The organism is Methanothermobacter sp. (assembly GCF_049720995.1).
GTDB lineage: Archaea > Methanobacteriota > Methanobacteria > Methanobacteriales > Methanothermobacteraceae > Methanothermobacter.
This window is the reverse complement of the sequence record NZ_JBNASF010000004.1, coordinates 24906-50962: the sequence shown is the minus strand read 5'-3', so window position 1 is coordinate 50962 and position 26057 is coordinate 24906. Positions and strand designations below refer to the sequence as shown.

General features: G+C 47.3%; 25 protein-coding genes and 1 pseudogene. 15 read left to right on the top strand and 11 right to left on the bottom strand.

From position 1 onward, the window contains the following. Nucleotides 1-60 precede the first annotated feature (60 nt). From ACPLJI_RS02375 to ACPLJI_RS02360, 4 genes are read right to left on the bottom strand one after another with little or no spacing between them, the layout of a single operon-like run. Nucleotides 61-1347, bottom strand: coding sequence for a hypothetical protein (locus tag ACPLJI_RS02375; RefSeq protein WP_424731483.1), 1287 nt, complete (start codon nt 1345-1347; stop codon nt 61-63). A gap of 4 nt (nt 1348-1351) precedes the next feature. Continuing rightward, entirely contained in the window at nt 1352-1732 is a 381-nt protein-coding gene (locus ACPLJI_RS02370) for a hypothetical protein (protein WP_424731484.1), read from the bottom strand. Then, the gene (locus ACPLJI_RS02365) at nt 1729-2226 is read right to left on the bottom strand and encodes a hypothetical protein (RefSeq protein WP_424731485.1); all 498 of its coding nucleotides are present in this window, start codon (nt 2224-2226) and stop codon (nt 1729-1731) included. The genes ACPLJI_RS02370 and ACPLJI_RS02365 overlap by 4 nt, the downstream gene beginning before the upstream one ends. 48 nt (nt 2227-2274) lie before the next feature. Next, nucleotides 2275-4044, bottom strand: a complete 1770-nt coding sequence (locus tag ACPLJI_RS02360) for a hypothetical protein (RefSeq protein WP_424731486.1) — start codon at nt 4042-4044, stop codon at nt 2275-2277. A 45-nt stretch (nt 4045-4089) separates the two neighbouring features. Between ACPLJI_RS02360 and ACPLJI_RS02355 the strand changes: the two genes are divergently transcribed. The 5 genes and pseudogenes from ACPLJI_RS02355 to ACPLJI_RS02335 all read left to right on the top strand — a co-directional run bounded on the left by ACPLJI_RS02355 (nt 4090) and on the right by ACPLJI_RS02335 (nt 7955). Next, complete coding sequence (locus ACPLJI_RS02355) at nt 4090-4272, top strand: hypothetical protein (RefSeq protein ID WP_424731487.1); 183 nt, start codon at nt 4090-4092, stop codon at nt 4270-4272. Continuing rightward, nucleotides 4269-5113: pseudogene (locus ACPLJI_RS02350) on the top strand (DUF3578 domain-containing protein); the annotation flags it as partial. The gene ACPLJI_RS02355 and the pseudogene ACPLJI_RS02350, both read left to right, overlap by 4 nt. Nucleotides 5114-5314: 201 nt before the next feature. Further along, nucleotides 5315-6250: an McrB family protein gene (locus tag ACPLJI_RS02345; RefSeq protein WP_424741116.1), complete on the top strand. Its 936-nt coding sequence runs from the start codon at nt 5315-5317 to the stop codon at nt 6248-6250. A gap of 6 nt (nt 6251-6256) precedes the next feature. Next, the gene (locus ACPLJI_RS02340; protein ID WP_424731488.1) at nt 6257-6637 is read left to right on the top strand and encodes a hypothetical protein; all 381 of its coding nucleotides are present in this window, start codon (nt 6257-6259) and stop codon (nt 6635-6637) included. After that, nucleotides 6576-7955: a DUF2357 domain-containing protein gene (locus tag ACPLJI_RS02335; protein WP_424731504.1), complete on the top strand. Its 1380-nt coding sequence runs from the start codon at nt 6576-6578 to the stop codon at nt 7953-7955. The genes ACPLJI_RS02340 and ACPLJI_RS02335 overlap by 62 nt, the downstream gene beginning before the upstream one ends. A gap of 25 nt (nt 7956-7980) precedes the next feature. Here the strand turns inward: ACPLJI_RS02335 and ACPLJI_RS02330 are convergent, their stop codons facing one another. Together ACPLJI_RS02330 and ACPLJI_RS02325 are read right to left on the bottom strand one after the other, a co-directional pair. Further along, complete coding sequence (locus ACPLJI_RS02330) at nt 7981-8328, bottom strand: roadblock/LC7 domain-containing protein (protein WP_424731489.1); 348 nt, start codon at nt 8326-8328, stop codon at nt 7981-7983. 11 nt (nt 8329-8339) lie between these two features. Beyond that, nucleotides 8340-9365 (bottom strand): H(2)-dependent methylenetetrahydromethanopterin dehydrogenase-related protein, encoded by a 1026-nt coding sequence (locus ACPLJI_RS02325; protein WP_424741108.1) that lies wholly within the window; start codon nt 9363-9365, stop codon nt 8340-8342. A 258-nt stretch (nt 9366-9623) separates the two neighbouring features. Here ACPLJI_RS02325 and ACPLJI_RS02320 point away from each other — a divergent pair, with 258 nt between their 5' ends. After that, the gene (locus tag ACPLJI_RS02320; RefSeq protein ID WP_424731491.1) at nt 9624-10385 is read left to right on the top strand and encodes a potassium channel family protein; all 762 of its coding nucleotides are present in this window, start codon (nt 9624-9626) and stop codon (nt 10383-10385) included. Between the two features lie 76 nt (nt 10386-10461). On the opposite strand, the gene ACPLJI_RS02315 is transcribed toward ACPLJI_RS02320, so the two are convergent. Beyond that, nucleotides 10462-11109: a heavy metal-binding domain-containing protein gene (locus tag ACPLJI_RS02315; RefSeq protein WP_424731492.1), complete on the bottom strand. Its 648-nt coding sequence runs from the start codon at nt 11107-11109 to the stop codon at nt 10462-10464. Between the two features lie 16 nt (nt 11110-11125). After that, a complete protein-coding gene (locus tag ACPLJI_RS02310) occupies nt 11126-11452 on the bottom strand; it encodes a YbjQ family protein (RefSeq protein WP_424731493.1) in 327 nt (108 codons plus the stop codon). A gap of 184 nt (nt 11453-11636) precedes the next feature. On the opposite strand from ACPLJI_RS02310, the gene ACPLJI_RS02305 reads away from it, so the two are divergent. Next, the gene (locus ACPLJI_RS02305) at nt 11637-12188 is read left to right on the top strand and encodes a PsbP-related protein (RefSeq protein ID WP_424731494.1); all 552 of its coding nucleotides are present in this window, start codon (nt 11637-11639) and stop codon (nt 12186-12188) included. Nucleotides 12189-12239: 51 nt separating this feature from the next. Beyond that, nucleotides 12240-12701: a hypothetical protein gene (locus tag ACPLJI_RS02300; RefSeq protein WP_424731495.1), complete on the top strand. Its 462-nt coding sequence runs from the start codon at nt 12240-12242 to the stop codon at nt 12699-12701. A 2-nt stretch (nt 12702-12703) separates the two neighbouring features. Here ACPLJI_RS02300 and ACPLJI_RS02295 read toward each other — a convergent pair whose 3' ends face one another. After that, nucleotides 12704-15463 carry an ATP-dependent helicase gene (locus ACPLJI_RS02295; RefSeq protein ID WP_424731496.1) on the bottom strand — a complete coding sequence of 920 codons (2760 nt, stop codon included), beginning with the start codon at nt 15461-15463 and terminating at the stop codon, nt 12704-12706. A 263-nt stretch (nt 15464-15726) separates the two neighbouring features. Here ACPLJI_RS02295 and ACPLJI_RS02290 point away from each other — a divergent pair, with 263 nt between their 5' ends. From ACPLJI_RS02290 to ACPLJI_RS02270, 5 genes are all read left to right on the top strand, one after another. Further along, nucleotides 15727-16164 (top strand): hypothetical protein, encoded by a 438-nt coding sequence (locus ACPLJI_RS02290; protein WP_424731497.1) that lies wholly within the window; start codon nt 15727-15729, stop codon nt 16162-16164. A gap of 55 nt (nt 16165-16219) precedes the next feature. Then, entirely contained in the window at nt 16220-16546 is a 327-nt protein-coding gene (locus tag ACPLJI_RS02285) for a hypothetical protein (RefSeq protein ID WP_424731498.1), read from the top strand. Between the two features lie 20 nt (nt 16547-16566). Continuing rightward, nucleotides 16567-17058, top strand: coding sequence for a hypothetical protein (locus ACPLJI_RS02280; protein ID WP_424741107.1), 492 nt, complete (start codon nt 16567-16569; stop codon nt 17056-17058). A 266-nt stretch (nt 17059-17324) separates the two neighbouring features. Further along, entirely contained in the window at nt 17325-18410 is a 1086-nt protein-coding gene (locus ACPLJI_RS02275) for an ARPP-1 family domain-containing protein (RefSeq protein WP_424731500.1), read from the top strand. Between the two features lie 287 nt (nt 18411-18697). Next, complete coding sequence (locus ACPLJI_RS02270; RefSeq protein ID WP_424730417.1) at nt 18698-23155, top strand: cobaltochelatase subunit CobN; 4458 nt, start codon at nt 18698-18700, stop codon at nt 23153-23155. 62 nt (nt 23156-23217) lie between these two features. On the opposite strand, the gene ACPLJI_RS02265 is transcribed toward ACPLJI_RS02270, so the two are convergent. Continuing rightward, nucleotides 23218-24084, bottom strand: coding sequence for an AAA family ATPase (locus ACPLJI_RS02265; protein ID WP_424730416.1), 867 nt, complete (start codon nt 24082-24084; stop codon nt 23218-23220). A gap of 46 nt (nt 24085-24130) precedes the next feature. After that, nucleotides 24131-24724, bottom strand: coding sequence for a CRISPR-associated transcriptional regulator Csa3 (locus ACPLJI_RS02260; RefSeq protein ID WP_424730415.1), 594 nt, complete (start codon nt 24722-24724; stop codon nt 24131-24133). Nucleotides 24725-25146: 422 nt separating this feature from the next. Here ACPLJI_RS02260 and ACPLJI_RS02255 point away from each other — a divergent pair, with 422 nt between their 5' ends. Then, nucleotides 25147-25476: a DUF2085 domain-containing protein gene (locus ACPLJI_RS02255; RefSeq protein WP_424730414.1), complete on the top strand. Its 330-nt coding sequence runs from the start codon at nt 25147-25149 to the stop codon at nt 25474-25476. A gap of 12 nt (nt 25477-25488) precedes the next feature. Next, nucleotides 25489-26052 carry a zinc ribbon domain-containing protein gene (locus ACPLJI_RS02250; protein ID WP_424730413.1) on the top strand — a complete coding sequence of 188 codons (564 nt, stop codon included), beginning with the start codon at nt 25489-25491 and terminating at the stop codon, nt 26050-26052. Nucleotides 26053-26057: the final 5 nt, after the last annotated feature.

Genomic DNA, 26057 nt, shown 5'->3' with positions numbered 1-26057 from the left:
TTCCAGGATCTATACTGAGAGTGAAAATCTAATCAGGGATTACTCTTTCACTAAAAAGACTTAAATTAGTTTCATTTTGCTATTGATCCATTCTATCTGACCATTATTTCCTTTAAATAAATATTCAGATCCTTTAGACAACTTAATATTATTTAAAACCTCCTTAACTTTTTGTGGATTCATGTAGGGAAGTAATTCATCGATGTTTCTAAACTTTGGGGAGTAAACCTTAAATTCATAGCTACATTCCTTCCCATTGAGTCTTAAAAGATAATAGAATACCCCATATTCCTCAATTTTCTCAATAGTATACGTTCCCCTGTCCAAAAGAATTACATCATCATAAAAAAGATTTTTATCGGAACTTCTCTCTCTGGCGTCAAATGCTATTACATCATTAACCATAATTGAGTCAATTGTAAAGGTAACCGGTTTTGTTTGAATCAGAGGTATGAACCAGTTACTATCATTCTCAAGGTATATTATAGGATTTGTAAGTCCACTTCGAAAAATTTGAATTGAAAATTTCTTTTCATTTTCATCAGCATTATGATTAGCCAGGACCTTTTCAAAGATAGTTTCCGGTTCAAAGTTGAATTGGAAAACCGCCGGTAAATCCTGACACATATCATCCTTCTTTACTTCTCCCAGATTAACATATTCCTTTTTATAATTATTTAAACTCTCAAAAACAAGGTTCAAATGGCTTTCGCCATTATTCAGAATAAAATACTCATAAACCAAAGGTACAAATTCCATTGCTCTATATCTATTTATCAATAAATCAACTTTTTTTCGAATTTTATTATCCCAAAAGACTTCATAAGTGGATTTGAATAAACTTATCCTCTTTTTACTATAGTTATTGACTAATTTATCCAAATCTTTGAAATATAAGCACCTGACTTCTTCTTTGCTTTCAGGAGATTTTTTGACTGGAGCCGCACTCACAATCAATGGAATTATATTCTTTATTTTTGCAGGATTTAATCCAACATATTCAAAATACTTTAAAAATATTTTATGCTGATAAAAAAGCTTACCATCGTTATTAACATAATCAAGGGTCTTTTTCATGAGATCTTTATATTCTAGAACCTGAGACTCCACAGATTTAATGGATCTTATAGCATTTTTTAGTTCAAGGATGTAAATATTCTGTTCCTCCTCGGCGAGAACAATGTCACAGTATCTATTCTGCAGTCCAATAACATCTATTGGGAGGGGAAGTTCCTTTGATATTAATCTAAATTCATGATCTGCGCCTATCTTTTCATTTATCATGCCTGAAAGAATTTCAAGGTTTGAATCAACACTTAGGATATCTCTCAGTCTCGTTTCATGCATGATATCATCTCCTGGATTTAAGCCTTTCAATGAAACTCCTTTTTTGGTCAGAGGAAAGTTCACTGTTAAAATAACAGTAATCTGCTAAAAAACATTGAGTGCATTTAAGGTTTTGGCAGAAATCAGAACCCAAAAGAAAAAAGTATCTATTTATCTGTTGTGGATTGAATCCCTCTTCAAAACATGATCTGAGCATCTTATCAGATATTTTCTTGTAATTTCCCGGATCATTTCTTTTGGATACTCCTACAACAGATTCAATTATGGTCTCAAAGGGTGGCATCCCATCTTCTCTAATGAAAAAAAGACCTGTTAGTTGAAATGAGTATGCAACATTAACATCAACTGGAAGAATATCATATTCTATACCTTCAATATCTCTCAAAAAAAGGAAGCTGATTTGTAAGAAATGAATTTTAGAGTATTTAACTCCTTGAAAATCGCTTCAATGTTATTTTTGTGACTTATAATAAAATTCAAGAATGAATCAGGATCATATTTTTTATATACATCAATAAATGCGTCCGTTCTAGAAGCCCCTCTTTTACCGGCAAGTTCGAGATCTTCGCGTGTGTGATATTGCTGATGACCATAGGCCTGAAGAACAGATTGTACCAGTTCACTAGCATGCTCGGATTTGGATAAGAATTCATGGTTAACTCCAAGATACATCAGAGTTACCCAAATGGGGATAACTACCGATGAAACGTCTCTTTGCTGATCAATGATTGTATATGCAAGACGGTTAAGAATCTCAGAAGAATCAAAACTTCCATCTGAGTTCATATTTACTATGATAGGCTCTATAATTTTATTAAATTTATTACAATCTTCATAATATTCAACAATCTTTTCAATCATTTCTCTAATTTCTATCATGATAGTAACATAATTAGTTCATTTATATATAATTAACTTAATTATATACTACCCCTCAGCCCAAATCTCAAATATCTTTCTCTTCACTTCTTCAAAAGCATCATCTCCAAGTACTTTACCATACTTAACAAGATGTCCTCTAAAAGTCCTTAGAATAAACGAAACTATAGCATGCCCTATCATATCCCCCTTAAGACCATATGGTGGTTCTGAGAGGAATCTCAGCTCCTCAACAAGATCAACGTTCTCCTTTTTCGAGAGCCTTTCAACGGTGCCCTCCACCATTGTCGTAACAGGATGGTATGTGCCGGCCTTCAGATTGAGGTCCTCATCCACAATCCATTCGCCATTTGTGTCACGTAGAAGGTATGATAAAAACCTGAATAGACCACTGCTGGATTTCCTCCTGAACTCATCAAGGTTTCTTGAGAGGAAGAATATTTTGAAAACACTTGGATATTCCTTCCCGTTTTTCCAGATGTTTATGTTTCCACGTATCTCAGGTATATTCTCAGGTCCAAGGGGGAAAATCCTTCTTGAGAGTTCACTGTTTATCAGCTCACTGACACCGTAGAGCCTATCACCCACACCTGATTCGCCGTTGAGGTACCACCGGAAACCTGACTGCATCATATCCCCGATCCACGTCGCGATTATCCTCTCTGCGATCCTTCTGTGCTCACCCTCATCCATGGTCTCTGCAAGTGTCATGTGATCAAGCAGGAGCTCAAACCTCTCCCCTGCAAGGGCCACATCCGGGCAGATGACAATGACGTTCCTGAAATCATCAAAATTGATTTTAAAATCTGTGTCGCCGATTTTAAGTAGAATAAGAACATTTACAGACGGGCCGGCTCCTTTGAACTTTTCTGAGGTTAACCCACGATCTGAGGTCGCAAACACTGTGATGAGTTCTCTGAGTGAGACGCCCCTTATGAAACCATAAAGGTCATGGATCCTTTCACCGAACAACCTCTCAGGGCTCTCTATGATCTCATCACGTAATTTCTCCCTTAATATGATCTCATCAGGAGTCAGATCCGGTCTCTCAGTGTTAAATGTTTTGAGGAATGTTATATAGCTGTCAAGAACCTCAGTGGATGGTGTTTTTTTAAGGTGGATAACCCCATCGGCAATATTCACGAGCCCATAATCCTCCAGTTCTTCAATCAAACGCTTTAGTGGTTCCTCCTCCAGTCCAAAAATCCTCAGTGGACATCCAGGGACTTCACCTTTTAAGAGATCATTTATCTTTATTTCCCTCTTTTTCAGCTCCTCTGAAAGCCTGTAAAGGCAGTATGCAACCACATGATGGTCAGGATCATTGAGGTGAACCCTTTTAATCCTCCTGCCTCTTTTATTTCCTCTGAAAGTAACGAGTTTCCCCATCAGAGGGGAATGGTCAAACATGTTAATGATGGCTAAGACAGGGTTTTTCAGGGTTGATTCTTTGAATTCGGGCTCTTCAGCCTTCAGTATAGCTGTAATATCATCCTGACCCAGGTAATCGTCGAAAACGACACTGTCACAGAATATTCTAACTGCAGGGGAACCATGGTACAGTTCTGTCCATATTATCTGCCAGGCTGATTCAGGTTCCATGAAGTAGATATCACGGATTCTCCTGAAGAGGGGCGTTACCCTTTTCTCCAATACGAGCCCGGCGTCCTCAAGCCAGGACCCAACTGCCTTAACCTGGATGGGACCGAGGTTATTCCTTTCAGTCCACTCCTCCCCCCACAGAAAGATGGATGGCAGCCATTCATCCCTCAGACCAAATGTGGAGTATCTGTCAATGCCCCTTTTTGAATTCATCATAGATTAAATACTGGATAATAAAATAAATAAATTTGGGTGGCTTCCTTGATTGAGTATGTTAATCTGAGAATAGTATCTGATGGGAAAGAGATAGAGAGATTTCAGGAGCGAATGAAACGTATTCTTACTGAAAGGGCTGACAGGGTCGTTGATGGTGGAGCAGGCTTCCAGGGGGGTGAAGAGAAGGGAAAGATTTACTGGATATCAGACCTCCAGATAGGTACATGACCCGTTTTATCGAGGGAAGCAGGTACTGGAACAGTTTCGGGACGGATGAACCTGCTGAGGGTGAAAACAGGACTATCGTCTGTGAGATAAACTTTCCTCCTGAGGGTATAGACAGGAGGATCGGGGCTGCCATAGCACGTGACCCCCTTGGAAACCATTACGTGGTGCACAGGGGCAAACTTGGAGGCAACTATAGTAAAAAAATCTTTAAAGAAAGATATCATGGGGAATGGATAAAGGTCATTGATGGTGACCGGGAAGAAGAAGTGGTTTTAATAGGGAAAATTGATGAAAACCTCCCTGAAAAGATAAGGGACTTTGTATATGAGGTTAAAAGGATAAAAGAGATGGAAAACTTTGAACTGAGGGAAAAACTTCAGAGGGTCCTGGGTGAATATAAAGATGCAAGAAGGGAAGAATTCACCGGTCATCCCCTTGCACGATTAATACGCAGAGATTTGCCCAATGAACTTAAAAAGATAGTTTCAGAATCAGATTACTCCATAAGAGGATCCGCTGGACAAGGAAACTGGGCCGTGATACCATGGGTAGCTATAATGGATAAAAATGTAACAGATACTACTCAAAAGGGTTTTACATAGTATATCTATTCAAAGAGGACATGGAAGGCGTGTATTTATCCCTCCATCAGGGAGTAACAGACATTAAAAACACCTACAAGAATGCAGATGAAATACTACAGAAACGTGCAGAAGCTTTAAGAAGCCATATAAAAAATTCGGAGTATCTAAATGAAATTTCATTGGGTAAATCAAGATATGGGCCCTTATATGAAGCAGGAAATATCATAGCAAGATATTATCCCTCCAGTGAACTGCCAGGAAATGACGAGCTGAAATCTGACCTTGAAGAATTTCTGGATATCTACAAAAAACTCAAACCCATCTACAAGGATATCATCGATGAAAACGGTGAGATAATCATCAAGGGCGGGAAAGGAACAGACTTTTACACCTACCTGAACCTCCAGGGATACCACTTCAAACCTGAACTCATTGAGAACTTCCTCCTCTCACTCAAGGTGAAACCCTTCGTGATCCTCACAGGTAACTCAGGGACAGGGAAGACAAAGCTCGCCCAGCTCTACGGCCAGTACATCTCAACCCCTGAGAGGAAGAGGTACCTCATTGTACCTGTGGGCGCCAACTGGACCGAAAAGAGGCACATATTCGGTTACCTGAACATCATGACAGGTAAGTACCAGAGCACCCCTGCACTGGACTTCATAATGAGTGCCTCAGAGGACCCCGAAAATCCCCACATCCTCATACTCGATGAGATGAACCTCTCACACGTCGAACGCTACTTCTCAGACTTCCTCTCTGCCCTCGAGAGTGGTGAACCCGTGCCCCTCCATGACGACCCTGAATGTGATTTCGACTCAGAGATAAGGATCCCTGAGAACCTCCTGGTTGTTGGTACCGTGAACGTGGATGAGACAACCTACATGTTCTCACCCAAGGTCCTTGACCGTGCCAACACCATAGAATTCAGGACCATGAACCCCCGGGAATACCTCCTGGAGGATGAGGAACCTGGAAAACCTGCCGGGGATCTGAAATTCCTGGAGGACCCCCTCAACCATGAAACCCCTGAAGCCAGGGACCTGGGCGGCATCAGGGATGAACTGATCCATGAACTCAGCTTCTTCCATGAAAAACTCCAGAGGGCAGGCTTTGACTTCGGCTTCAGGGTCACCACCGAGGTAATGGAATTCATGCACGCCGCATGGGTATACGAGGGAAGACCCGCAGAATGGGAAAACTGGGAGCGCTACCTGGACGCCCAGATCAAACAGAAGATTCTCCCCAAGATCCATGGTCCTGAGAGGCTCCTGAGGGACACCCTCAATGAATTGAGGGAGCACTGCAGGGGGAGATTCCCTGAATCCGGGGATAAACTCAGGGAAATGGTGGAGACACTCAGGATCCAGCGCTACGTATCATTCATAAGGTAGTTGAAGATGGACTCCGAGGTCATCATAGAGTTTCAGATCGGCACCCTGAAGATCAGGGGCGGCTCGGCCCCCAGGGAGATACCTGAAAGGACCATCAAGGTTAACGGTTACACTGTGAGGCTCATAAACGTCCCTGAGGTTGAAAGGCCGGGTCTCAACCCAATCGAACACTGCCCATACTATGATAACCTCTCAGAGATCATGCTACTTGAGGAGACACAGTACCATGTTCTCTTTGAGGGGTCAGATGAATGTGAGGTCCTCCCCTCCCCTGAAGAGGGATGGTGTCTTCCAGGAGCTGAGATTCAAATTCCAAAAGAAGGCAGTGGGGTTCCTCAACTTCAGGAGCTACGCCGGCAAGTCCTTCCTTGGTGTTTCCTCCGGTGACCTCCATGAGGCGATACCGGTTGAGGTGCGCTCAAGGAAGATAAACTACCATGAACAGTACCCTGCAATGCTCTCAGACCTTTCAGATGAGATAACCTCCCTCATACTGAACTCCGATTCCCCCATATTCCAGAGGTTCACAGTGGATGATCACTCTGCAAGAACACTCTACGAGGACTTCCTCATCCTTGAGCATATATTCAGGCCTGAGAACCTCCATGCTGCGGCAGAGCACATAAATCAGATGTACGCATCGGGTCTCCGGCGGGAGGTGGAGCTGGTGCCTGCGGGACTGGCCGCCACCCTCGACCCTGAGGAGATCATGTCGGTGATTTCCAACCCTGGCAGCATTGAGGGGGGTATCCTCAGGGTGCTCCCCGAGGTGAGGCTCCATGAGACCCCTGACATTCCCGAGAATCGATTCTACAGGTACTTCCTTGAGTCACTTGAGGACCTGATCCTCAGGCTACTTGAAACAGCCCCTGAGGGCTACATAAGGGACTCCCTGTATGGGTTCCTTGATGATATAAGGGGGTTCCTATCGGCCCGATGGCTCATGGATGTGGGTGAACTAAGTCTCCTCCCCCTCAACTCACAGGTTCTCCAGAAGAGGGAGGGATACAGGGATATACTCAGGTACTTCTTCATGCTGGATCTCTCATTGAGGTTCACCTGGGATGAACTGGAGGATACCATCAGGGGCTTTGAGAGGAAGCTCAGCCAACTCTACGAGTACTGGTGCTACTTCAGGCTCATAGGAATACTTGAGGATATAACCGGGGACTCCGTTAACCCATGTGATATCTTCGACCTCGGGGACTGGGGTGTGAGGCTCAGGAGGGGTATGTCTGTGCTGAGGTTCAGTATGGGTGATGTGGAACTCGCACTGTCCTACAACTGGAGGTTCAGCAGGAATACCCGTTGCAGTTCCTATTCACTACCCTTCAGACCGGACTACTCACTCCTCGTGGATGTGGGGGAGTGCACCTATTTCATCCACCTTGATGCCAAGTACCGGTCAGCCGTTAACCCTGAGGACTTCCATGATATCGACCTCCGGGATGCCGGGGAGGAACTTGAGAACCGGTACAGGGATGGGGATGTCTACAAGATGCACACCTACAAGGACGCCATACTCCACAGCATGGGAGCCTACATACTCTACCCTGGCAGCGAAAAGGTGCTATTCAATGAGGAAACTGGAGAGGTTCCATCTGTGGGTGCATTTCCCATGAGGCCCGGGTACTCCAGTGCAGATGAGAGGAGACTCCGTGATTTCATGGAGAGGGCCATCATGAGGATAGCTGAAGAAAAATAAAGGAAGTCTTCAAAAAAAGGGAGTATCATCCGAGAAGGTCACTTAACCTCTCGGAGCTCCTCTTCATCTCTATCCTGATCATTCCCAGGTTCACATCCACATCGGTTATCACGACGAGGATCCCCTCACCGGCATCGATCATGAGGGTCTTACCCCTTTTACCCTCAATCATGACCTGCTCAAGGGGCTCATGCTTTATCTCCTCAGCAGACCTCTCGGCTGTACCGAAGACCGCTGAGGCCATCGCACCCACGAGCTCCGCGTCGATGTCACCTGAAACCTCACTCTCTATTATGAGACCATCCTTTCCAACAACCAGGGATCCGTTAACACCGTTCACCCTTCCAAGGTCCTTGAGTATCCTCCCTATCAACTTCAAACCCCCTATTCAAACATCTTCCTCATGCACCTTCTTATTGTACCCTCAGCTGCACGGTCCCCCATCAGGGTTTTCAGCTCACCTGTGAGGGCCTGGGCAGCCACAAGGTCCGTGTGTTTAATATTGGCGCCCTCTATCCACTTCATGACATCATCGTTGAGCTGGGAGATCTTACTGAGGGCTGCGTCCAGTTCCTCCTGCTCATCCAGGAGGTGCATTGACCTTGCACTTTTCACCAGGAGCTCAGGGTTCATGGCCCTGGCCATTCCATCAACACCTGATGTCTCCACCAGGGATGCCATGGTCTGGAGTGTCATGAGTATCTGCTTCTCAACCATCTCCTCAGGGGCCTTTATTATCTGGGTACCCACATAGTAGTAGTCCAGGACACCAGCAAGTGCCACCGCAGTGACCAGGGAGCCCATATCTGCAACCGCTGAGGTCACATCCGCCGGGACTATGTAGGCCGCCTTACCTGTGCTTTCTGCGAGTTCGGCGCACCTTGCGATCTGTTCATCTGTTGCAATGTCAAGCTCCGCTGTGGGCCTGCCGCCTATAACGTAGTGTTCGTGCTGCGGTGTCCCTGGAACAGCTGCAGGGTGCATTGAGGACACGCCTATATCTGTTCTTTCCATTTTTAATTCCTTTTCGAGGACGTAGTATAGCACCACAGGTGATACCGTACAGGTGTTGGCTATAACCGCCCCCTCTGGTAGCTCAGGGAGTATATCCCTGGCTATCCTTATGGTTCCCTTTCCAAAGGGTGTGAAGAGCACCGCAATATCGGCTTCAGCTGCGGCCTCCTTATCGTTATCTGTGACCGTTACACCTGCTTCCTCCACGAGACTCCAGTGATCATCTTCCAGGACATCCCTTACAGGTTCTGCAAGTGTAACATCATGTCCGGCCTGTGCAAATTCCATGGCCATTCTGCTTCCGCCGTATGGAGCCTCCCCACCGTACCTTTCAGGGAGGTTCAGTTCCTCAGTATACAATTTCTGATTACCGGCACCGTAAACTGTCACCTTCATTGTTATCACTCTTTCATGTGAAAGTCTCCAGAAGAAAAAGTAGATTATGGAAACTCACCCTATTAAAGTTTTTCCATGAATGGGTGGATAATATCATGTTATTACTTGTTCAGGACATCAATATTCTGTTATTACTTATTCAAAACATTAAATGGGGGTTTAATCTGAAAAAATTTCATTTTCCACCGGTGAAAGGTTATAAATAATCCATGAGATAAATTAATATCTGGTCCATGCTTTCTTAAGGGGGGTTCCGATATGAAAGATCTTCAGAAAGGTTTCAGAGTAATGTCTGAGGTTATCATCCTTTTTCTCCTTGGACTCGATGGATTATCACTCATTGTCAGCATATTCCTTCCTCTTCAGCCCGGGACATTCTCAAGGATAGTCATCCTGGACCTCCTCACCAGCATAACGGTTGTGACAGCCTACATCCTCCAGCCAGCTGTCCGTGACAGGTGGAACATTCCCCTTGTGATGATCCCCTTCTACTTCATCGGTGTGAACCTCCTGGGGATGAACCCTGATTCTGTCATACTTGCAGTTCTGAACCTCATAAAGGTTGCGGGGCTTTTCATTGCATTCAAGGACCTGGCAGGGTCCGTTGGAGAGTTCATAAGGACCAGCCGCCTGGGATATGGTCTCGGTCTCTTTGTATCTGTGCTTTTCGTATTCACAATCCTCTTCTACCTGGTTGAGAGTCCTGTGAACCCCCTTGTGAGGACATATGAGGACTCCCTATGGTACGTCCTCCAGACCATCACAACGGTTGGCTACGGTGATATCATACCTGTAACAGTCCCTGGCAGGCTGACCGGTGTGATCATAATGATCAGTGCCATTGCATCCACCAGCCTCATAACCGCGTCTGCAACCTCCACCCTCCTTGAGACCCTTCAGAGGGAGCAGAAGAGGATGGAATCCACACGTAGGGATGAGTTCAGAAGGCTCAGTGATAAGCTGGATGAACTCGAGATGAGGCTTGATAGAATAGAGGATATGCTTGAAAAACGCAGATGAATAGCAACCCTAAAAAGGCGTAAATTAAGCAGGATATGCTTGAAAAACACAACACCTAAAAACACAGAAAAAACCCCTAAGCCTTCACCGCTGTCCCTGTGGCTGTCACAGCGAGAACCTCCCCACCTAGGCCCCTGAGCACCGTGACCTCAACATCGATGTCAACCACCCCCACCGCACCCATGGCCTCAGCATCCCGCAGCATGCGCTCAACAGCCAGCCTTCGAAGTTCAGTGATTTCATCAGGTTTTCCCACAGCCTCCCCGGCGACTATACCGGCCATTTCACCTCCAGCATCATAGCCAAGGGGTATGGTCCCATTTTTTGGCACCAGAAGGTCACCCACACCCTTACCTGCGAGTCCAAGGAGGTATGTTATGACCGCTGCGAGGAGGAAGTTCACTGCTGTGGGGAAGGCCGCCTGGAAGGCAAGCATCAGGCCCCCCACCGTGAACACATTCCACTCGATGGGTTCAGCCGGGAAGAACCAGCCATAGATGTTCACAGCAAAAAAGACCAGTATTGCACTTACAGCACCTGTACTTGCCCCGTACTTCCTCCCTGCAATGTAGGACTCAACGAATCCCGCGAGGAGGGGTGATACTATGTACATGATGTTGAAACCGAATATCACAAGCTGGAACCTGACAGAGAGAATGGCTGATAAGAGGCCCGCTGCAAGGCCCGCTGCAACCGCAACCAGGGCCCACATGTACCTCCCCATGGGCAGCACCCCCAATTCACTCCTCAAGGGACACCGCTGTCCCTGTGGCGGATACGAGGATCGTGTTACCCATTGTACCCCCCAGGTTGTGGTAGTCAATCCTCACCCCTATAATTGCGTCTGCTCCCAGCTTCTCGGCCGCCTCCCTCATGGAGGATAGGGCGAGTTCCCTTGCCCTTGCAAGCTCCCTCTCATATGCTGACGTTCTGCCGCCAACAACGTCCCTCACACCCGAGAAGAGGTCCTTGTATATGTTGGCCCCTATGAGCGCATCCCCCGTCACGATACCATGGTACCTGCCTATAACCTTACCCTCAACGGTATTTGACGTTAACATCAACATCAATAACACCCCACTATCACCCTGTTCTCAGTCCCCATATCCAGGATGTAATGGTTCCTTCAATCACACTGAAAGGCCCCCAACTCCTCAAGACTCGAAACAAGATATCCAGGATGTATCACACCCACTCTATATATCCACAATGGGATACATAGTTAACTGTACAGAGAAAGGGGGGTTTTATATGAGGGAATATTTTTTCCTGCTCCTCATCGTTGTGGCCGTTGCTGTCTCAGGCTGCACCGTCACAACCGAGGGCAACAATACGGTCCCGAAGGTGCCATACAGGACGTACTCTGACAGTGAGATATCATTCAGGTACCCTGCAAACTGGACCTCAGAGAACCTGACGGTTTCAAGTCCAAACAGCATTGCAGCGGTCGCTGACCCATCAGGGGTGGATGAGTCAGGTAACCTTGAGACCCTGGTCATCATACAGAGCATTCCGCTGCCATCAGGGAGGACCCTTAAGGACGTCTATGATGAAACCTACCGGGCCTTTTCAGGGGAACCGGGTTACAGGCTGATCTCTGAGAGAACTCTCACCGTTGACGGTGTAACCGCATATGAGAACATACACACCATCACCGTGGATGGTGTGGAGAAAAAGGAACGTGCGACCTGGCTTGAGAAGAACGGGAAGATCTACGTCATACTCTGCGGTACAACACCCGAGAGGTTTGATTCTGAACAGAGGAACTTTGACCTTATCACCTATTCATTCCAGGTGAAGTGATGAGAGCACTCCAATCATTTCTTATCACTGTATCCGCATCCGGGTGAGGTGATGAGGCTCATCCCCATCCTTTTTCTTATCGTTGTATCTGTATCCTGCTGCACCACAGGCTACAGGGTCTTTGAGAACCATGAGATCATCTTCCACTACCCTGCATCCTGGAGGCAGGTCTCCTTCATTAAACCACCATATGAGGTGGAACGGGGCTATGAGTATGCCGTCACCGTTTCGGAGCCTGGCGGGGACCTCAGGACCATGGTCACGGTCGAAAAGCTGAGGGCTGACTACAGGTTCCCTGCACCCGATAATCTCACCGGAGAAAGAAACGTCACAGTGAACGGTTACCGTGGGGTTGAGTTCATTTACCCTGAAAATGGCAGCATGGTGAGGGTAACAGTGATGGTCACCCCCAGAGGGCGGTATGCCGTGATATGCAGGGCAGATAAGGATGACTTTGAAATGGAGAAGGAAAACTTTGACCTTGTAACATATTCCTTCAGGGTGAAGCAGTGAACCTAAAGGGTCCCATAAAGCCCTGATACATGCTCACACATGGAGTGGAAGGTGCACCACCTGCAGAAATCATTCTTCCTTACAGGGAATTCCTCCCTCCTAACCCTGCCTGCAACTTCAATGAGAACCGCTTCAACATCATCCAGGGGCTCTATCTCATGCCACTCTGAATCCTCGAAGGTGTAGGAAAGGAAACCATCAAAGTCCTCTTCAAGGGCGTGCCTGTAGAGTCCAAGCTGGAGAGAGATGTCCGTTGACTCTATACCCTCCCCTGTCATTGCCTTGAAGTCAACGAGTTCCTGGCCACCATTAGAGTTTTCTATGATGAGGTCTGTCTGACCTGTCAGCATGAAACCATCCCTAAGTATGCTGAATGGTTTCTCTGCAGATATTATCCTGGCTGCACGGGACCTTATATCCTCAATGTAGCGTTTCAGTTTGGATTTGAAGGCATCAAATGCCTCTCTGCTTAAATTTATATCCCTGAGGGTCTCAGATGCCAGTTCATGTATGTAGCCATCGGTTATGGCCTCACCCCTCATGAGGCGCCTGTTTATCCTCCTGAGGCACTCGTGGACCGCCATACCATAGAGCTGGTTCATGGTTGACGGAACATCGAAGCCGTACTCATAGAGCATCATGTACCTGAATGGGCACGTGAGGTAGGTGTTGAGTTCCGTGAAGCTCATCCTGAAGATCTCCATGGATTCAATATCCTCCACCTGGCAGCTGTTCTTTATGACCTCTATTCTGGCATCTTCAGGGTCTATTCTCCCCAGTTTATCGCTTGTTATCCTTGAAGCTGATAGGAGGTCCTCTATGAATGGCGAATACCCCATTCTTCCCCGGTGATTCTCTGTCGCAGAGATTATGAGCATGTCCTGGGCCCTTGTCATTCCCACATAGAAGAGCCTTCTCTCCTCAAGGACATCACCTCTTCCAGTACTCTCTCTGAGCTCATCAGGGATGCAGAGGTCCTCCTGTTCATATCTATTCTTCCTTGGTAGCTTGCCATTGAATACTGAACAGATTACGACAACAGGAAACTCCAGTCCCTTTGCCCTGTGCATTGTCATGACATTGACCGAGAAGGGGTTATCAAGGAGGATCTGGTCGTACTTCTTAACATTTCCATTCATCGCCATCCTCACAAACTCCATGAGGCCCTCCACGGTGGGCTCTGATGATACCCTCTCATAGTCCTTGATTATTGAACTGAACCTTGCAAGGTTGTAGAGCCTCTCCCTTGACTCATCATCACCCCTCTCAAGGAGCCTGTGGGGGTACCTGCTGATCTCAAGGATATCATAGTACCTTCCAAGGACGCCTAGGTCACTGTCCATGAGCCTGTTGAGGGCGACGAGTTTTTCTATATCATCCTGATCGGTGAATCCAGCCTCCCTGAATTCAGTGTGGGTTCTGAGTGACCTGAAGTCCTCCTCATCCATTTCCCTTATGATCTCAATGCTTTCACCTGTTATATCCATGAAGTCGCTCTCAAAGTGTTCGGTGTTTTCAGGGCTCAGTTTCTTTATTATCCTCCGCCTTACACTCCTGGTGTGGTGGAGGAGCTGTATTATGTAGAGTATCTCCTCCCTGTCAAAGAATCCACCCTCACCGTAGACGTTGAATGGGATGCCCTCCCTTCTGAGTTCATTCATTATCTCGGCTGCATCGTGCTTAACGCTCCTGAAGAGGAGGGTCACGTATCCCTGATGGGGTATGACACCGTGGTCCACAAGGGACCTTATTATGCTGACTATGTTGCGTGGCTCATCCTGGTGGGTGGGGTTGTCGAGGATGAAGACCCTGTTTTTTGAGTTCCTCACGGGTTTTATGGTCTTGGGGTAGTCCCTGTACCCCTCCATGAACCTCTGGGTGATGTCCACTATGCTGGGGACTGAGCGGAAGTTCCTCTCCAGCATCACAACCTCTGCATCGTATTTGTCCTCAAAGCCCAGGAAGTTCTCTGGTGTAGACCCCCTGAAGCCGTAGATGCTCTGGTCCTCATCCCCAACTGCGAATATGTTTTTCTCATCACCTGCAAGGAGCTCCAGGAACCTCTCCTGTATCGGGTTTGTGTCCTGGTACTCGTCAACCATGAGGAACCTGTACCTTGACCTGAGATCCTCAAGGATCCCCTTCTCATTTTCAAGGAGCTTTACGACCTGCCACTGCATTCCTGAGAAGTCCAGAACCCTCTTTTCCTCCATGAGTTTGAGGTATTTACCATATGCCTCTGAAGCGACGATATCGATCCTTTTTGAACCATGGGAGCGGTGGTATTCCAGCAGGGCCTCAGGTTCAATCATGTTCTCCTGGCATTCGCTGAAGAAGGCCTGGAGTTTGATGAATCGTTCCCTGGGGATGTTTCTCAATCCAAGTTCTTCCCTTTGGTCGTAGATGAACATGAGCTGTTTCTCCTCATCCAGGACATGGAAGTGGGAACCCAGGGGGTGGTGGTCAGGGTACATGCGGAGTATGCGGTTGCAGAATGAGTGTATGGTGGATATCTGCATCTCCTCTGCCCTTGAACCCACACGCCTCAGTATCCTCTCCTTAAGCTCATCGGCCGCCTTCTTTGTGAAGGTTATCACCACGAGGCTCCCTGGATCAACCCCCCTCCTCTCTATGAGCTGGCCCACCCTCTCAACTATGATCCTTGTCTTCCCGGCCCCTGGCCCTGCAACAACCAGCATGGGGCCGGTGAAGTGTTCAACAGCCCTGCGCTGTTCATCTGTGAGTTGGATCTCCCCGTCCATTCACTCCACCACCTGGATGTTACTTCTATGGTATCCATTTACATTTATAGTTTTTCTGTTGAATAAGGGCGTATTACAAGTTCACCTTGATTTAGTTAAGCAATGCTCCAGGTATTTAATTTTCCATGTGAATCCTGGAGATACCGGCGGGATACCCGGTATCAGCATTCTTCCTGGCTCAGATGTGAACAGCTGAAGATGGAAACATCAGGCCGGGTATCGGCGCCAGTGTAATCGACCTCAGGAGGTGGAGGGGGTGTATATTGTCATCGGTGATGGGTGCAATATGCTGTGTCACCGAGAGCCTCCCAGGAATTGCCATCGACCCTAGAGCACACAGAAGTGGTAGGCTGGATCGCATCAGATCCATGGGTGGGGTATCAGAGTGTCATGTTATTGGGGGTGAGAACGCATTCTTAGTCTCAGAAAAGGCTGCGGCAAGTAGCTCAGGGACCATAGAAACTCCACTCTACGCCATACTGGGTATGGTTTTCAATTTTCCCACTCCCTGGAGCCGGTTAAGGGTAGCAGCAGTTGAGGACGTGACACTCACCCCTATTTTTTATGAATCTCAGAAAAGGGTTTTGTTACATTTTTTAATCATAGGAGTTAATAACCGAATTCTTTTCATTAACATAACCGAAAAATTTTATATGAATTATATACATATACAGTTCTACATAAAGAGTTGTTTTATTTAGAATATTCATGTATATTGAGGTGAATGACCTCCTGCTCTCTTTTAGAGGTGGTATATTGGACCTATCTGAAAGCATGAAATATAATGATGAGGCAGAGCGAATCCTGAAATCAGGATACACAGGCCTTGAGGGATGGGAGAAGTTCCTGAAACATCACCCCTCCCTCCTGAAAACCCCCATGGGACGAAAAACAGCGGAAGACATCCGGATAAAATACTTCACCGACTGGACGTCCCACATACGGTTACGGGATATGATCCTCTTCGAGGCCTTCAGGGAGATCCTGGAAGAGCCTGGGGAATATGATGCAGAGGAAATGAAGATGGAAATGAAATTAAGGTACCCCCACTTCTTTGACCTCAAGGAAAGCCCTTTGAGGTGAGGAAGGTTGTGGAGGCCACAGTGAATGACCTCGAAGACCCCCAGAGCGGCTGGATGAAGACCTCCCTGAAGAAACTGCTGGAGGCAAACCTTGGAATTACAGGTAACACGAGGGCAAGCCCCTCAGCAGTATCCCACGGTATTCTATCCCTCATATCAGACTACCTTGAGGGGGCAGAGGATAAGAGGAGGTTCATCCTTGGACTCTTCAGATGGGAGTACGACATCTTCACACCCACGATTATGATGGATGATGAGAGGGACGTGGATGCCCTTGAATACCAGGAGACCCTGAGCTCATTCATATCAGACTCCAGAAAATGCTTTAAACTTTTCAGATCACTTGTAAAAATCCTTGATACCACATTACCACAGTTTCAGGTCCTTGCAGAGCTCTTAAGGGTTGCCATGTCCCTCACACCTGAATCGACAATGGCATGGCTTCAGAGGGTCTGTGAAACATACGATGTGCCTGTTGAGGACCTGAGGACCGCCCTCAGGGATAACAGCTGATATACCCTCAGAATACCTTTATTTTTCTTATTAAATGCTTAGAAGCTCTCAGAGAATAAATCCAGAATCAAAGGGCGTCCATGTGAACACTTAAAATCTTTCAGAATACCACATTTAAATGCAATTATTTTATTAAACATATATTTCACTCATGTTGAATAAAATATTTTAGATTATCCAGTAAAAGTATTTATATTCAATAATTTACATATACTATTCTAGAGTCAGAGTGAATTATCTGGCTATTAACATTGAGAGGTGATGTTTTGGATGAGATAGCTGAGAGGTGGCTTGGAAGCCTGGAGTTCCTCAAACCCCAGGTTTCAGGTCAGATGGAGGTCATCCCGCTAAGGGCACCTGAGGGGAGCCAGAACTACATTACACTCAAAGAGGCCATGAGCAATGACCTCATAAGTATAGGTGAGGTTGACGAATATGGCTCAGTAACCAAGGTACTTGCAGTTAACCGGGCTGCTGAACCCGTACTCATAATTGATGGGGAGGAACTTGAGGGTGCCAAGCAGAACCGTGTGGCCAACGCCACCGTTCTGGTGCCTGAGAAGTCAGAAACCATAATACCTGTAAGCTGCGTGGAGCAGGGCAGATGGTCCTACACCTCAAAGGAGTTCAGGGACCCTGAAAGGGTCGCTGCACTCAATGTAAGGGTTACCAAGACAAGGACAGTGACAGAGAACCTTGAGAACCTTGGAAGAAGGGCTGAAATAGATTATGCCGTCACAGATGAGAATGTCATCCGTGACAACTTTGAGGATATCCGGGAGACCAACATCGGAAACCAGGAAGAGTTACTGCAGGTTTACTGCGCACGCCAGAGCAGCGTATGGGATGAAGTTAACAGACTACACAGGAGGACAGGCTCAACCTCAAAAACAGGTGCGATGGCAGATGCCTACAGAAAGAAGAGAAAGACACTGGAGGAATTCAAAAAACCATTCAAACCCGTGAAGGATCAGAAAGGAGTTCTTGTTGCAATCAACGGTAGAATTGCGGGATTTGAATTTATATCAAGAAGCTCGGTCTACAGGGAACTCCATGATAAGATAATAAAGAGCTATGCAATCGAGGCCATGCTCCATGATGAGGCCACATACGACCCTGTGGACCATGAGGACTTCATTGAGAGGATCATGAACTCAGATGAACACCGTTACCCATCCCCCGGCTACGGGATAGACCACAGGTACACCTCCGAGGGTCTTGTGGGCTCAGCCCTCACACATGCAGGTGAGGTCATACACTCGGTGTTCTTCAACCTACAGGATGATAGCGGGCGAATTAGAGGCTACAGGGAGAGGGCCGAGACCATGATGAGAAACAACAACTACATTTAACTCCAATCATCTTTTATTATCAGTGAACAACTAAAAAATCCCTGCTGAATAATCTGAAACCCCCATTAACTTCTTTTATTGTCACTGAACAGCTGAAAAGCCCTGCAAAATAACTGAAAACCCATCAACCTATTTATTATCATCAAAGGCATTTAACGTGACCATCCGGGTGAGCATATTTAAAATTTTTTTAAAATAATTAAAGTTAATTTTAAATATTGCCTCCCTTAAAGTAAACCTGAATAGAATTAAAGGGAGGTGAAAATATTAAAGGATTCATCACAGTAATGGCAGTGATACTCGCAGTTGCACTGACAGGCACAGCCAGTGCAGCGGAGGTTTCAGGACACATAAAGGAGATCTACAATGAAACATCAGGAGGGTACACCACACTACAGGACGCGCTGCCAGTGAAGAATGCCACAATCACCGTGATATACAATGGTTCGGTTCTCAATGAAACATTAACAGCAGCAGAAGGATCCTACAGGGTTACATTCAGTGACAGATTCCCTGTTGAGGTGAGGATAAGCTACCACACCTACCGGCCGGTGACATACACCATAAACTCCAGCTGCACCCTGAACCACACATTCATGCCGGATATAGCCATCATAAGCTCGGTCCCTGAGAAGGGACGCCTACTGAAGTCAATGGATAATAGGAGGATAATCTACCATGACATGTGGGATCCGTCATCAGCGGCAAACGACTGGATAATGGAGTACGTGAACTTCGCCTACCTGGACATGGCAATGCCCGGGACAGGCTGGGGTGACTCCTGGTACCCCTACCTACTGAGGAGTCCCGCGAACCAGAGGAACATGATAGCGGCGGGCTTCGGTTACCCAACAGACACAGACAGCGACCCCTACGGCGGAACCGGACTGAACCTCCTGGGCGGAACACCTGGAAATGACACACCGGATACAGTGGAGAACACCTACGTTGCAAGTTACTACGCCCTTGCATCAGGAGGGGCAACCAGGGAGAACCTTGAGAACATGATAAAGTACATACAGTATCTCCTCGGCGAGACAACCTTCAACCCGGTTGAGAACAATCAGGGACCGGTAATGGCAGCCCCAGACTGGGGACTCTACCACCCTGACTGTGGGGTGATGAGTGTGGTTGCAGAAAGATCCAGAATAAAGGCCTGGATAGAGGGCAACCCTGGATTCATTCCACCATATGACAGCCTCAGGTGGATGGACCAGAACTTCTCATCCTGGGCAGAGAACCAGAGGGCGGATGTCTACAGACAGTTCGAGGAATGGTACACAGCAAACAAAAACATAAGAGGACCCTTCCTGGTGGTTGTAAGCTATGGGTCATCACCCACAGTGGACGCCATAATCAGGGAGGCGGAGAGGCATGGAAGGGCCATCTTCAACCTCTACCAGGGCGCCACAAACCCTGCTGTGAGTTCACTCCTTGAGGAGCTCACACTGGGAGTTAACGGTAAGGGGCCCCTGAACCGCAGCATAGACGCAGTCATATCCCTCTATTCCTGGTCACTGAACTACGCCAACCTGCCATCAGGCGGAGCGCTTGCAGAGTTTGAGAGGATCAACATCCCCGTGATCAAGGGGGTGCAGCTCTACAGCAACTCAAGCCTCACAAACCCCATGGGCGCCCAGTACGAGTGGACCTGGCAGTTCACGATACCCGGATTCGAGGGTGTCTTCTCACCCATCGTTGTATCCTGCACCGATGCATCTGGGAATGAGATCACACTGCAGCCTGGAGTGGAGAAGATAGTTAAAATCGCAGATGGATGGGCTAAACTCAGGGAACTTGACAATTCAGAGAAGAAAATCGCGGTGATACTCTACAGCTACCCGCCAGGTAAGGATGGGTTTACGGCATCATATCTTGACGTCTTCAGGAGCCTCCACGATCTCCTTGTTAAGCTCAATGAAAGTGGCTACAGGGTCGAAAGGATACCCGGCGTGGATGAACTCTACAGGATCATCTCAGAGTTCGGTAATAAGGGTACGTGGGCCCAGCCACTCCTTGAAAGGTATGTGATGGAGCACAAGGCGGAACTGCAGGCCAGCGGGCAGCTTCTTGATGTGCAGAAATACCTGGAATGGTTCAGCAAACTCCCCGAAAAACTCAGGTCAGAGGTCACATCAAAATGGGGGGCCGCACCAGGCAACATAATGACGGTGAACGGCAGCATCGTGATACCTGGTATAATGCTGGGGAACATCTTCGTGACGGTCCAGCCAGCACGTGGCTGGGACGAGGTCACAGACTACCACAACCCCTACCTGCCACCGCACCACCAGTACATAGCCTTCTACAGGTGGATGGAAAACGTCTTCAGGGCAAATGCAATGATACACCTTGGAACCCACGGGACACTGGAGTTCCTCCCAGGAAGAATGATAGGGCTCATGGAGGATGACTGGCCATTCCAGCTCACAGGAATACCAAACATCTACCCCTACATAGTCTCCAACCCGGGGGAGGGTATGGTGGCAAAGGACCGCAGCTGCGCCCTCATCATAGACCACATGACCCCTGCCATGGTTGAGAGCGGCCTCTACGGTGAACTCATTGAGATACATGACCTCATCCACCAGTACGAGAACGCCCTCAAGGTTGGTAACAGCCAGATACTCCCGGCCCTTGAGTCCCAGATCAGATCGAAGGCTTCAGAGATGGGATTCAACATGACAGGCAACTTCACAGATGCCCTTGAGAGGCTTCATCTCAGTCTCCATGAGATAGAATCAGACATAATCCCCCTGGGACTCCACAGCCTTGGAAGGGTGCTTGAGGGTGATGAGCTGGTGGAAGAGGTGCTCACCATAGCATCATCAAGGTCCGAGTTCCTGGAGAACATCAGAAAAACCCTTCACCCCTCAAGGCCAGCCTACAGTGAAATGCTCAAGGACCCCCTGAGATACAGTGACGATATAGCCTCGGTTAAGGACCTTGCACGGACATGGATCAGGAACATAATAAACGGGACTGTCCCTGCAGGTATAAACAGTGCGGACCTTGAATTCATCAATGAGACGATCAGGAAGATACGTGGAAACACCGAATGGCAGAGCCTGCTTTCAGCCCTTGGAGGCGGCTTTGTGAGGCCAGGACTTGCAGGTGACCCTGCATGGTGTGATGTGCTTCCAACCGGAGCCAACTTCTACGCCACCAACCCCAGGAAGATGCCAACAAGGGCCGCCTGGGAGACCGCTAAGAGAATCACAGACACCCTCCTTGCAGAGTACTACATGAAGCACGGCAGATTCCCTGAACTCATCGGAATGGTGATGTGGGGTACCGAGCTTCTGAGGACCGATGGGATTGCCATCGCAGAGTTCATGTACCTCCTTGGGGTCAAGCCCCAGTGGAACACCAACGGCGACGTCAAACCTGAACCTGTCCTGATGGATGCATCAGAACTCAGGATCACGGTGAACGGCGTTGAGATACCAAGACCACGCATCGACGTATTTGTAACTGCCGTTACCGGTAACCAGCTCTGGATAGACCTCATGAACGCCGCTGTTAGGATGGCTGCAGAGGCAGATGACACCGAAAACTATGTTAAGAGGCACTACAGTGAATGCGGCTCACTGGACCGTGTATTCGGACTCAGGGGCCTTGTACTTGAGGGTACAGGCGTATCAGATATGACACCGGCAACCTCAAGGTGGAATAGCAGCGCTGAACTTGCAGATGTCTACCTCTCAAGGGTCTCCTATGCCTGGAGGTCAACCCCGGGGGGCGTGGATATACAGCAGAACAGGGGCACCTTCCAGTACCTCCTGGGTAAGGTGGACCTTGTTACGCAGAACCTGGACAGCACCTGGAGGCTCACTGACACAGACGACTACTATGACTGGTTCGGTGGAATGGTCCTTGCATCACGCCACCTCGGCGGCAACCCTGATACCGCACTGGTGGATATACGGAACAGGAACACGGTTACCGTGAGGACCGTTGCAGAGGAGATCGAAGTTGAGGTGAGATCCCAGCTGCTCAACCCGCGCTACATGGACTCACTCCTCAGCTCACCCAGCGGCTGGCTGGAATACGCCTCAAGGTACAGGAACCTCTTTGGGATTGCAGTTACAACTGGCGCTGTGAGCAATGAACTGTGGGACCAGGTTGCCAGAAACCTTATTAGTGACCGTTTCCGGGTATCAAATGACTATGAGGCTGTTGCAACACAGTCAATGATCGCATGGGTCCTTGAGGCTGCAAGGCGGAACATCTGTAATGCAGATAAGGCTGTTCTGAGGGACCTTGCAAACCGTTACATTGAACTTGCAGGGCAGTACGGGGTTGTGTGCTGCCACCATACCTGCGCAAACATTGTCTTCAATAACTGGGTTGTTAAGGTCTCCTCCATCAACCAGGCGTCCCTCAAAAGGTTTGCCGCAGCCCTTGCAGCTGCAACAGGCGCATCAGTCAGCATACCGGGAGGAGGTTCAGAGAATCCAGTCCATTCAGATTCAGACAGCAACGGTGAGAGCGCCGGGAGAACAGGACAGAGACCCTCAGGTTCATCAGGCGCATCATACAGTGAATCATCAGGTTCCATGGGTGAAAGTCAGGGCCAGACGCCCGCAACTGAAACAGGAACTGGGGCTGAATCAGGTAAAGCCTACGAGGTTTCAGCCTCAACCAGGAGCGGATCATCAGAGAGTCAGGTGCCGCTTTACGCGCTCCTGGGCGTTGTGAGCCTGGTTTTGCTTGTTGGATTCGGTTACTGGAGGGGTAGATAACCCCATTTTATTTTTTTTATTGGATGGAAGCTAGATACATCCCGTCTGATCCTAAATGGAAGCTAGATACATCCAGTCTGATTCTCAAGTTCAACAATGACCCTTCTGAGGAGCTCTGAACCGAGACTCCATTCATCCCCATGAAGCTCAATGAGGCCCCGGAGTTCAAGTTCCTCAAGTTCTCTGCTGCTGGCAGGTATTTCATCTCCTCCAAGGGGACCTTCCTTTAAAAGACTCAATATATCCTTTTCCCCACGTGTTAAGCGGTTCAGTTCAGCGATCCATGGAAAGGCTATCTGCTGAAACTTGGCATTGAAGTTCTCCTCAAGGAGCGCGGGACCATATATGACTCCATCTGATAGCACATTCAGGAAGCTGTCAATGAATAGAGGCATGCCCCCTGTGACCTCATGGATGTATTCTATTCCAGACCTGACGGCCCTGAAACCCGGTGCCTTGAGCCTGATGTACCTCTCTGTATCCCTTTCTGTGAGGGGTGGCACCTCAACAACAGACATCAGGGGGAGTTCCTCCTGAATATCTCTGATAAGTCCTTCACTGTACCTCACTGCCACCGCACACCTCATATTATGCATCTGTGACATCTTCCATGCATCTGTGAAGGCAGATTTTTCAGGTGGCGCACCGTCAAGGAGTACATTCCACTCCACGGTTCTTGCAAGAACCGTTATCCTCCTGAAGTCTGGTATGCCCTCATGGGTCTTCCTGACATCGGTGCACCTCATATCAATGAAGGTGGTTCTATTGGGGTTCTCCTCATGGATTCTCCTGAGAATAGCGGTTTTTCCTGAGCCCATCTTACCCGTAACGACCACAAATCCCGGGTCATTGAGGGCTTCCTTAATTTCCCTGATCTCCTTTTCCCTTCCAAAAAAATCCTGCGTTGTGTTTAAGGAGATTATGGGCATTGAGGACACTTTAGTTCCTTATAGTAGATGTGTCCATTAAAATGATTTAAAGGACTGCAAGCTCGCCTGCAGAGGTTATTTCAAGTTTTTCACGGTCTATGAACCCCATGTCACGGAGTTCTCTTATATGGTTGTAGGTCATCCCCCTGCTTATACCTATCTTGACTGCAAGGTTCTTAACAGATGTTTCACCGGCCTTGAGTTCCTCAAGGACCTGTTTTTTTGTCTTGGATATTCCGAAGCTCAGTATGGGGAGGTCTATGAGTTCGCTGTCCTCCTCGGTCACGTACACTATGCGCTGAACATCATGGTTCCTGGCGTAGCAGCCGAAGAGTGCGCCGAGTGCCTGGGTTTTTCTGCCCCCGCTTATGTTAACCACGACACGCCTTCCATTGGCCCTTTCCTCATCTATGATCTCAACCATATCCCTTGCAATGGTGACAACATCATAAAGGCTTGTCTCAAAGGTCGTTATCTCAACGAAGTTACCCAGAGTGTCTCTGAGGACCTGTTCGACCTGTTCCTTCTCCCTTGGCGCCTTATCTTCCTTGAGCAGCACAACCTTCTTTGGTGAGAACTGTGTTATGCAGAACATCACCGGTTCAATGGAGTATATTGTGGATATAAGTGTTGTATCCATTATTATCACTTCCCTTAAGTTTTCCTATCACAAAGATCTGTTCAGGGAAAACAATTCATTACATATGGTGTTATCTTATTCTGATTATTCTATATATATTTTCCTCTAAACAGATTGACATTCAGAAATGGCTCCTTTTTTATTCTGAATCACTGGATATCCTGCAGGGTGTCATTGAAAAGATGGATATTACCCATTACATTACACCAAAATTGCCCATACCCTTCATGTGATGCGTGGCTTATCATGATTGCGCCATCATATGTCATGAGGTATAATGAAGTTAATGGATGGTGGCAGAGAATCCATGATGGAAAATTGTCCTACTATCATTAAAAAATTTATTAATGTAAATGAAAAAAGTAAACATTTAAATACAATACCATGCTTACTGAATAATTAGTAGAGATGGTGCTGTCCATATGAAGCTAAGGTACTTGTGCCACAGGAAACCAGAGAGAACATTTTCAGTAAGAGGTCACTACTTTCCTGTATGTTCAAGGTGTACTGGAATCTACACTGGTGCATTCGCATACTTCATATACGCTTACCTCACAGTGATTGAATATGACATCACTCTGATAATCTCAGCATTCATTATGATAGTTCCAACATTCCTTGATGGATTCACACAGCTACTCGGTTACAGGGAAAGCAACAATGTTCTGAGGTTCTCAACAGGTGTTCCTGCAGGTGTAGGTCTTGGAATAATCACAAAGGCAATTAAGTACTTCATATGGACAATTCTATAGGAGGTAATTGTTTTGAAATGTCCTGATTGTGGAACAGAAAACAAGAAAGACTCCAAATTCTGCGCAAAATGCGGAAAAGAATTTGAAAGTATCAAAAGCAGCTGGTGGAGTAAACTGGGATCAAAGTCCAAAATAGGGCTCATAGGAGGCGCATGCTGTATAGGAATCGTCCTTCTTATCTTTATAACCTCCATGGGGACACCTGACGAATCAACAGATTACACAGGCGAAGTTACAGGCACTTACATGACCAGCGCAGAGATAAAAGAAAAGGCTAAGGAAGTAAGCATATCTGAACTCTACAGCGGTTCCATAGCAAAGGGAACACCCGTGAAAACAAAGGGTTATGTTGTTCAGTCAAGTTCAGACAGCATAAGGGTATGCCCCATAGGATCCTATGACAATGATATTATGGTAGAGGGTGCATTTGACGGTATCTACGAAAACGATGAGGTCATAATTTACGGCATATACAGTGGTTCAACCACATATATTACCGTTACAGAAGCCGAAAGAACCATACCCCTCATATCAAATGCCATTGTTGAAAAGACAGGTAAGAGGTACAGCGGATAACCTCT

Coding starts and splice junctions, on each gene's coding strand:
- ACPLJI_RS02375 (WP_424731483.1), bottom strand. CDS start 1,347: ATGCATGAAACGAGACTGAGAGATATCCTAAGTGTTGATTCAAACCTT.
- ACPLJI_RS02365 (WP_424731485.1), bottom strand. CDS start 2,226: ATGATAGAAATTAGAGAAATGATTGAAAAGATTGTTGAATATTATGAA.
- ACPLJI_RS02360 (WP_424731486.1), bottom strand. CDS start 4,044: ATGATGAATTCAAAAAGGGGCATTGACAGATACTCCACATTTGGTCTG.
- ACPLJI_RS02340 (WP_424731488.1), top strand. CDS start 6,257: ATGGACTCCGAGGTCATCATAGAGTTTCAGATCGGCACCCTGAAGATC.
- ACPLJI_RS02325 (WP_424741108.1), bottom strand. CDS start 9,365: ATGAAGGTGACAGTTTACGGTGCCGGTAATCAGAAATTGTATACTGAG.
- ACPLJI_RS02320 (WP_424731491.1), top strand. CDS start 9,624: ATGAAAGATCTTCAGAAAGGTTTCAGAGTAATGTCTGAGGTTATCATC.
- ACPLJI_RS02315 (WP_424731492.1), bottom strand. CDS start 11,109: ATGGGGAGGTACATGTGGGCCCTGGTTGCGGTTGCAGCGGGCCTTGCA.
- ACPLJI_RS02310 (WP_424731493.1), bottom strand. CDS start 11,452: ATGTTGATGTTAACGTCAAATACCGTTGAGGGTAAGGTTATAGGCAGG.
- ACPLJI_RS02305 (WP_424731494.1), top strand. CDS start 11,637: ATGAGGGAATATTTTTTCCTGCTCCTCATCGTTGTGGCCGTTGCTGTC.
- ACPLJI_RS02300 (WP_424731495.1), top strand. CDS start 12,240: ATGAGGCTCATCCCCATCCTTTTTCTTATCGTTGTATCTGTATCCTGC.
- ACPLJI_RS02295 (WP_424731496.1), bottom strand. CDS start 15,463: ATGGACGGGGAGATCCAACTCACAGATGAACAGCGCAGGGCTGTTGAA.
- ACPLJI_RS02270 (WP_424730417.1), top strand. CDS start 18,698: ATGGCAGTGATACTCGCAGTTGCACTGACAGGCACAGCCAGTGCAGCG.
- ACPLJI_RS02265 (WP_424730416.1), bottom strand. CDS start 24,084: ATGCCCATAATCTCCTTAAACACAACGCAGGATTTTTTTGGAAGGGAA.
- ACPLJI_RS02260 (WP_424730415.1), bottom strand. CDS start 24,724: ATGGATACAACACTTATATCCACAATATACTCCATTGAACCGGTGATG.
- ACPLJI_RS02255 (WP_424730414.1), top strand. CDS start 25,147: ATGAAGCTAAGGTACTTGTGCCACAGGAAACCAGAGAGAACATTTTCA.